The sequence below is a fragment of the Psychrobacter sp. FME6 genome (genome assembly GCF_014861365.1).
In the GTDB taxonomy this organism is placed as follows: Bacteria; Pseudomonadota; Gammaproteobacteria; order Pseudomonadales; family Moraxellaceae; genus Psychrobacter.
In genome coordinates, this window is the sequence record NZ_RRYW01000232.1 from 1 (window position 1) to 762 (window position 762).

Annotated in this window: 2 protein-coding genes; both read right to left on the reverse strand. The window is 39.6% G+C overall.

Annotated elements, in window-relative coordinates; translation table 11 throughout:
- Positions 1-114 (reverse strand): zinc ribbon domain-containing protein (locus EI162_RS14985; protein ID WP_225737018.1); only part of this gene is annotated, 114 nt, incomplete at its 3' end.
- Positions 115-188: 74 nt separating this feature from the next.
- Positions 189-762: group II intron maturase-specific domain-containing protein (locus tag EI162_RS14400; RefSeq protein ID WP_192524977.1), on the reverse strand; the 574-nt coding region annotated here is incomplete at its 5' end.

The window sequence follows — 762 nt, forward strand, 5'->3', positions numbered from 1 at the left end:
AAGACGGCCAAGCCCGACCGCGAGAATGTTTTTTGCTCCATTAACGTCCCGTTGATGGGCAGTTTGACAAGAACTGCAAAACCATAATCGGGTAAGAGGGGTGTGTTGCCACAATCCTCTCCCCTAAGAACCGTACGTGAAAGTTTCCCTTCATACGGCTCAAGCCTTTATAAACCCTCAAATGAGAGTCAGCTACTCATTCTGTAATCTTGGCTATGGGTTTGTCTGTGACAATTCAAATGGAGCATAACTAGATTCGTTACATTGTCACTACCACCATCAACTTTGCGTATTTTATGGTGAATATCCCATTTTTCATCTTGGGCTATCTTTGAGTTGCAGATAGGACAATTTCCCTCTTGGTTTTTCCATATTGAAGTCAACTTAGCCTTACCTTTTAAAGACTTTTTCATAAGGCTCATTAAACGCTTATCAAAATAATCTTCCCATGTTGGGTCGAATGGATTTGCGTCACCTTTAATCTTTATATGCCTTTGAATGGATATCGAAGTCAGGTTAACCAACCTCAACCACTTGTTAGGCGTATTAAGACCAGTCTTTAAAATTTCGGCTGAAAACACCCAGTTTCGAGAGCCATAAGTATGAAAGTATTTATTTTTCACCCATGTACTACTTTTCTTTGGATGTCGTCTTTTTGACCATTGCCATAGTTGTTCCCAAATGAAATTGTCTATGCTACTAAAAACCTTAGAAGATACGATATGTCGATGGTAGTTAGCCCAACCTCGTAAAATAGGATTA